General features: G+C 41.2%; 5 protein-coding genes. All 5 read right to left on the bottom strand.

Annotation, left to right across the window (positions count from 1 at the left end; all coding sequences use genetic code 11):
• The coding region (locus tag ACT3RN_RS13375; RefSeq protein WP_444518711.1) for a hemagglutinin repeat-containing protein at window positions 1-487 on the bottom strand (487 nt) is incomplete at its 3' end.
• A gap of 667 nt (window positions 488-1,154) precedes the next feature.
• Complete coding sequence (locus ACT3RN_RS13370) at window positions 1,155-1,535, bottom strand: Imm41 family immunity protein (protein WP_192519882.1); 381 nt, start codon at window positions 1,533-1,535, stop codon at window positions 1,155-1,157.
• A gap of 2 nt (window positions 1,536-1,537) precedes the next feature.
• Complete coding sequence (locus ACT3RN_RS13365; RefSeq protein ID WP_318779538.1) at window positions 1,538-4,423, bottom strand: polymorphic toxin-type HINT domain-containing protein; 2,886 nt, start codon at window positions 4,421-4,423, stop codon at window positions 1,538-1,540.
• A 76-nt stretch (window positions 4,424-4,499) separates the two neighbouring features.
• Window positions 4,500-4,958 (bottom strand): hypothetical protein, encoded by a 459-nt coding sequence (locus ACT3RN_RS13360; RefSeq protein ID WP_192519880.1) that lies wholly within the window; start codon window positions 4,956-4,958, stop codon window positions 4,500-4,502.
• Window positions 4,959-4,960: 2 nt separating this feature from the next.
• Window positions 4,961-7,904, bottom strand: a 2,944-nt coding sequence (locus ACT3RN_RS13355; protein ID WP_444518710.1) for a hemagglutinin repeat-containing protein, incomplete at its 5' end; no start/stop codon positions are given.

The following is a 7,904-nucleotide window of genomic DNA, read 5'->3' as shown; positions in this document are numbered from 1 at the left end:
TTTGACTGTTGGCATAGGTGGTGCTGTCACTGTTGGCATAGCCTTTGCCACGACTGGCACTGGCAGTGATACCTGCACTAGTGTTTTGACCAAAGCTGGCATAACCCCCAATGGCGGTACTTGAGCTTTGGTTATTACTACGGGTATTACTGTTTTGCGCTACACCATTGACGTTTAAGTCATTGTCCGCTTGGAACAGCGCGTCATTGCTGACGGTTAGATTACTGCCATTGATATTGATATTACTATCAGCACCTGCCCCTGTGGCGATCAGGGCAAGGTTATTGGTGTCGATATTTGAGCCTTGATTGACCTCGGTGACGCTTGAGCTGTTTGATTGAGTCTTTGAAGTACCCCAAGTGGCTTGGATGCGGGTGTTGCCCACACCTTTTAGATTACCACCTTGTAACGCCGTTAGGGCATCCGATCCTTGCTTAGCGAGTGCTTTTGTCTTTAGCGTGGCGGCGATGCCAGCCATGCCTTTCATGCGAGTGCTTTGGGTATTACCACCCGCATCTATAAGGCTGTCGATGGCTTTGGCATTGTCAACCAGACTGTTAGAGACGGAGACGGTCAGACCGCTTTGTTTAAAGCGCTGTTCATTTTGTTGACTACTGGTTTCTATGACGTTATCGATATCAATGTCTTGGGCGCGTACGACGACGTTGCTTTCGGTATGGAAGAGCTCAGTCTCATAGTTAAAAATATAGTATATATAATGATATGCACTGTAAGCTTAACTTAATATGATAAAATCAATCATCGTTAGACTTAAACAATGGGTTTTCTTCAAAAAATGGCAAAGATTCTTCATAATTGTAACTGCCAGCTTGCCATAAGATTCGCATAATATGATTAAATCTATCCAAACAGTACTCAACTTCTTCTTCATTATATCTATCTAAATCGCAAGTATTATTTGGGTTTCTGTGAAACTCAATTAGGAGGTTGATCCTTAGTCCTAAGAAGTATATGTTTTTTGATAACTCCATATATTATCTTCTTCTAAAGAAAAATAGAAAGATTGCTCTCCCCAAAAGTAGTGTTTGTAATTTTCTAAAGACATAGTACTAATTCCTTATTGGCATAATCATAAATACAAAACGAAAATGGTATAACATAAAAAATATAGATAGTATCTAAGATACAGGGTATTACAAAAGAGGGTTTCCGTTAACTATATAATCATTAGTATTAAAAGGTATTTTCCCCCATAGTATTCTCATAATGTGGTTAAATCTATCACGACAATAATCAACCTTCTCCTCATCAAAATCCTTGATGCTATAAAAATCCGAGGAGTCTTTGTGGCTTTCAATCAAGTTGTTTATGTTAGAGCTCAAATAGTGAAGGTTTGCTGCTAATTCTCTATGTAAAAAACCATCTCCTTCTAAGCTTCGACATAATTTAATCAAAAAATATTCTAACTTCCAATACTTATCGAAACACCAAACGCCATTTTCTTCTAAAGAATAGTTGAAAGAATCTTCATCCCAAAATATATGATTGCACTCTGCATATGTCTTAATAACCATTTTTAATCTCCTATTTTTTTCATATTTGCATCAAAAGTACCATTTCTAGTATTTTTGCTACCCACCTTTTCTATTGAATCAGCTTGTTTCCAGACTCCTCCATTATGTGCACCATTCCCATCGCCACTACCAATATCACGCGATATAACTTTTCCTGTTTTTGGGTTTATAAAAACAGCTGGTCTATTCCTACCTCCTGTCTGCTTTTTTGTATAACCCAATTTTTTAGCTGCTTCGAATGCCTCTGCATCAGTTTGATAGTATATCTGTCCTTTTGCAGCTCTAGCGCCATCACGATTGGGATTTGTACTATTTGGATCTTTTGGTGGTGGTTTAGCAGTTACGTTTTTCGGTGGTGGAGAAGTAGGAGGATAAACTTTGGGGTTATACCAGCGTCCGTCAGTACCTTTGTAAGCTGTAACTCTTTTGCCATTAGCATCTACAAATGTAACTAGTTTTCTTCCATCGGATGTCGTTTTACCATTGTACGTGGCACTATCTGGTAGAGAACTCCAACAGTCATTATGTACCCAAACCCCATACGTACTATCATTACCTGTGACAAAGTATGTATGATCGTTATCTACAGTTAAATTATACGCAGATAATGGCTCATCCGTTTGTCTTACACTTTGAACGACTTGCCACTGACCATCTTCTGATAATAGCTGATAACCTGCTTTTAGATTACTAGCGTCTATCCATTGTGCATTATCAATATTGCCTCGATAATTATGTCCTTCTGATGATTCTGGTCGTTGAGCACTTGTATTGACTTGGGTAAAGAAAGGGTGAATCTTGTTGGATACGATAGTTTGCGTATTACCATTGCTGTCCTTAATATTAATATATACGGTAGCATTGTAAGCATTATTATAATGATCCGATACGCTTTGATAGCTTAATTTTCCAGTTATTTCATTCTTAGACAGCACCATATTACCAATCTGAACTTCAGAAATAGGTCTATAGCCCGCAATCGTCTTAACCAACATATCTCCTCGAAATGAACAAGTATTATTAGATTTGTTGGTAGGCTGTTTAGATGTTTTATTAGCTTTTTGTCCAACACCGAACCCACCCACTACCGGAATATCTAAAGCGAGAAGCTGGGTAATTTCATCTTTACTCAGCGCATTAGCTAATGCTTTTCCTGTCAGTCCTTTTTCACTCACTAAGTAGTTATGTCTAGCTAGTGCGAGCGCTTGATCTAGATTTTGTGAATAACCAAGAACACCTAATGGGCTCCAATGGTTTGTTTCCAGACTTGCTATTGCACCTTTTTCACCATCTACTGCTTTTGCAAACTTATTCGCTAAGTTATCGTTAAGCATTTGGACTTCAGCTAAACTCAGGTCACCCTCTTTAACCATTTTTAGTACTATTTCACCAAATTGTTTACTGGCTTTTTGGTAGAGAGCTTCAACGCTTTCTCGGCAACTACTACTGTTACAAGATTCGTAATTCTTTAAGAATGCAGTTAGTTCAGGCGCTCTACGCTTTTCCAATTTATTATAAAGCTGCTTCTCTTTAGCAGTAAGTTTGTCATAAGCTTGTGGTACAAGCATTTGATTGTTCTCAACCGCAACCTTACTTGTCTCAGCAGCATTAGCTGCATCATTTGCATTACCTGTAGTTGCACCGATAGTCAGACCGACTGCACTAGTAATAGCACTGATGGTATCTTTTTGCTCAGCAGTTAGGTTGGCAGGATCACTACTACCATAGAGAAACTTCGATAAAACGGGAGCCGTAGCCTCACCTGCTCCTGCCGAAATACCGCCCGTCACTGCATTATTACCAGTCGCATAGCTTACAGCAGCACCAAGAATGCTATGAGCTAATATATGTCCCGCTTGCTGGCTGCCAGTAAGACTATCTCCTTGGGTCTCACTTTGTTCTTTATAGTATTGTCCAATTTGATTAGATACAAAAGGACTAGCTACTTTAGCGACATAGCCTGTCGCGCCGTTTGAATTTGGTCCATAGATAGCGCCAGAGATAGCATCAAACAATAATCCTTGGTTTTGTACTTTGTCTGCTTGTTCGATAAGTTTATCGCGAGCTGTGGTATTACCTAGCTGTCCTTGTTCTTCTGCCTCATCCCTTAACTTCTTCTCCTTGGCATTAATCTCATTCTTGACTTTACGACGTTCTTGGTCAAAGGCTTGGGTAATCTGCGTCTGCGCGCCCAGCTCCTCATTCACCCGACCAGCATCAAAGCTATTCTCAAGGATGCCTGCATACTCTGCGCGGTTGTCCGTGGTGATATCTTCATTACCTGCAATACCCGTAATACCAGCGCGAGTGACACTGCTATCACTGTCACTATCGCTGCCATAACCTAAGCCGTTCATACTGGCTTGCGGTTTATTATCCGTTTGACCGATGCTCACACCCACTTGGATGGCATCACCGTCATAGCTGGTGGTATTCTTGATGTCTTGCGTCGTGATGCCACCAAGACTCTCATAGTTATTACGTCCTGCGTCACGAGCGGCTTCGGTGGTAGTGATCGCCCCGCCTATGAGCGTGGTTTTACCATCAGCGGTAAGATCAAGACCACCATCTCCGGTAAAGAGTCCTGACTGCTCGCCAACGGCTTTGTAGTCAGCATTGACATTAGTCTTGCCACCATTGACCGATAGGCTAGAGCCTGTACCTTTGGCAAGATCAAGGTCAGCACTAAAGCCCATGTTCTTTTGGTCGCTGTCATAAGTAGCGGTGTCTTGTAGCGATTCGATAGTGGTGTTACCACCGATAGTGCCCTGTGCTCTATTCGTGTTAATCACGCCGCCTTTGATACTTAAGTCGTTACCAATGTCAAGGATTGTGGTGCCACCAACGTTGATTTGGCTGTTGGCATAGAAAAGGCTACGATTCTTTATGAATCGTAGCCTTTGATTAGCCTGAGTTTATTTTTTCAAGTGTCTAAAAATATCAATGAACGGCTATCTTATAATTCTAAATATCTAAGTATTTAGTCATATCAATTACAGGTTCACAGTAAGCGAATTCAGAATCTTCAGAAAATTCTTCGGCGTCGAAAACTATACTTTTAATTTTACTATCTATTTTCCATGCTATAAAATAGCCAATAGGATTATCAGGAATGTCAATTTGAACATATATTTTTGAATCTAAATTGATAGAAATCATATGAAGCCATAGTAAAAATTCAGCTCTTGACAGATCTACATTTTTAGAAAAATCAATGCTTGAGCGAATCTTTATATCTTTGTATATATCAATATCCGAAATATTCCAAAAAATACTAGCTTTTTCATCATCTCCTTCGAGGTTTGAAAATAATTCAGAATTAATTACTATAGCAACTTTCAAATCATTAAACTTATCTAAAAATAATTTAATAAGCTTCTCAAAGTTGACTTCTTTTTCAAAATCAATATTTAAATATTTCATATTTATCTCAAGTTAGTTAGATTGTAAATTCTTACAGCTTCTTTAAAGTCATTAGGGTTAAAAGCATCGCTTCTAGACATATTAGATCGAGTTTTATCTATGTTTCCTTTGTCTCTCATAATTTGTTTTAAGTTGTGATACTCTCCTCTGCTCAACGTAAAAATCTCATTAGCATTATTAGAGCTGACTGGAATCAACTGATTGCCTCCATCTCCATGTCTTGTATATGTTCTACCATTGACTTCAATTTTTAAATCGCTAACTGGCGTTCCTAAACCATTCTTAATATCTTTTATATCTTTAGCTACATCAACCACATTGTTGTTGACTATTGTGTTCACATCTTTAGGCGACTGGTGCTTCACTTGTGTCAAATAATGCCTTTTATGTGGCACAGTAACCTTATCAATTTTATCAGCCCATTTTTTTGCTAACTGTTCAGATGCTGCTCTAGCTGCTTTCCATGTTTTATATGTGCCAACAGCTTTACCAGCATACTTTACAGCGTAACCACCTGCTGCACCACCTACAGATGATATGGCAATTCCAGTTACAGCTGACTTAGCAGCGGATTCTATTTCACTATTAGTCGCAAGCCTCAACTCACTACTAGAGGCGCAAGAATGATTGCTAGTCGGTAAACACCAAATCAGATCTCCATCTTTATTTTTCATTAATTTTGAATTTTTTAGATAACTAGGCAAAGCATCTAATAACTCTTCCATTCTTTCATTCATCTTCCGAGTATCTTCAGCCAACTGTTTATTAGTCTTATTTCTATCACCACCCATATGGTTGTCTTCAACCGCAACCTTACTTGTTTCAGCTGCATTGGCTGCGTTACTCGCACTGCCAGTAGTAGCACCAATACCTAGACCTAAAGCGCTAGTAATACTACTAAGGGTATCTTTTTGCTCGGCAGTTAATTCATCAGGATTTTTAGTGTCAAATAAGAAGTCAGATATAATAGGTGCTGTAGCTTCTCCAGCACTCGCTGAAACGCCTCCAGTCAATGCATCGTTACCTGTTGCATAACTAACAGCAGCACCTAATATACCTTGAGCTAAAATATGAGCTGCACTACCTTGTTCTGATCGATTGCCACCATCTATACTATTAACGACTTCATTTGCTTTAAAATAAGTCCCAATCTGGCTAGCGACAAAGGGACTTGTAACTTTAGCAACATAACCTGTAGCGCCATTACTATTCGGGCCATAGATAGCACCAGAGATGGCATCAAACAATAATCCTTGGTTTTGTATTTTATCTGCTTGTTCGATAAGTGTATCTCTAGCAGCTGTATTGCCTAACTTATCTTGCTCCTCAGCGGCATCCCTTAACTTCTGCTCTTTCTTATTAATCTCCGTCTTAACCTTACGACGCTCTTGATCAAAGGCTTGGGTGATCTCTACCTGCGCCCCAAGCTCTTCATTCACTTGATTGGCATCAAAGTTATTCTCAAGGATGCCTGCATACTCGGCGCGGTTGTCTGTCGTGATATCTTGACTGCCTGCAATACCCGTAATACCAGCGCGCGTGACACTGCTATCACTGTCACTATCTGTGCCATAGCCTATACCATTACTATTGGCCTGTGGCTTGTTCTCAGTCATACCCAAACTAACACCGACTTGGATGGCATCACCGTCATAGCTGGTGGTGTTCTTGATGTCTTTCGTCTCTATACCGCCAAGACTCTCATAGTTATTACGTCCTGCGTCACGAGCGGCTTCGGTGGTGGTAATCGCTCCGCCTATGAGCGTCGTTTTACCTTTAGCAGTGAGGTCAAGACCACCATCACCTGTGAAGATGCCTGACTGTTCACCGACTGCTTGATAGTCTGCATTTAAGTCAGTCTTGCCTCCATTAACCGAGAGGCTAGAGCCTGCGCCACCGCCTGCTATGTCAAGGTCAGCGCTAAAGCCCATGTTTTTTTGTTTGCTATCATAAGTGGCCGTATCCTGTAGCGATTCGATGGTCATGTCGCCACCGATAGCGCCTCGGGCACGATCTGTGTTAATGACCCCGCCTTTAATGTTGACGTCATTACCGATATCAAAGGTGGTGGTGTCACCAACATTGATTTGACTGTTGGCATAGGTGGTGCTGTCACTGTTAGCATAGCCTTTTGCACGACTCGCACTAGCAGTGATGCCGTAGCTAGCACCTTTACCTGGGTTGGTAGCTGCATAGGCACCGATGGCGGTACTTGAGCTCTTATTATCACTACGAGTATTGCTGTTTTGCGCGACACCATTGATAGTCAGGTCATTGTCGGCTTGAAATAGGGCGTCATTGGTAACGTTTAAGTTGCTACCGTTTATGTTGATATTGCTATCTGTGCCTGCCCCTGTAGCGATCAAGGCAAGGTTATTAGTGGTAATGCTGGATCCTTGGTTTACCTCGGTGTAGCTGCTGCTATTGGACTCACTTTTTGATGAGCCAATGGTGGCCTGTATACGAGTGCTGCCTATGTCTTGTAGCTTGCCACCTTCTTGTAGCATACTTAATACATCTGATCCTTGCTGAGCTAAGGCTTTTGTCTTAAGACCAGCAGCGACGCCTGCCATGCCTTTCATGCGGGTGCTACCTGTATTACCACCAGCATCAATGAGGTTGTCGATACTCTTGGCGCTGTCAATGAGGCTGTTTGAGAGGGACACGGTCAGACCACTTTGCTTAAACTTCTGCTCGCTTTGATTGGTATAGACATCCATGACGTTATCGATATTGATGTCTTGGGCACGGATAACGGTGTTGCCGCGACTGCTGTTATCAAGGGCGTCATTGACATCTTCACTACTATCTGCACCCATACCCGCGACAATACTACTGCCCGTCTGTTGGTAAGTACCACCAGCATTGATGATGACGTTACCGTCAATCGCACCGATGTTGCTAGCAGTATGCGTCAGTGCCGTTTGAGCACTACTATCATCAGTT

The sequence above is a fragment of the Psychrobacter sp. AOP5-GZ1-6 genome (assembly GCF_052376345.1).
Lineage (GTDB): Bacteria > Pseudomonadota > Gammaproteobacteria > Pseudomonadales > Moraxellaceae > Psychrobacter.
The sequence above is the reverse complement of the archived record's forward strand: the minus strand, read 5'-3'. Positions and strand labels throughout refer to the sequence as shown.

What these genes read in the sequence shown, in the direction of transcription:
- ACT3RN_RS13370 (WP_192519882.1), bottom strand. Translation starts at nt 1,535, where the DNA reads ATGGTTATTAAGACATATGCAGAGTGCAATCATATATTTTGGGATGAA.
- ACT3RN_RS13360 (WP_192519880.1), bottom strand. Translation starts at nt 4,958, where the DNA reads ATGAAATATTTAAATATTGATTTTGAAAAAGAAGTCAACTTTGAGAAG.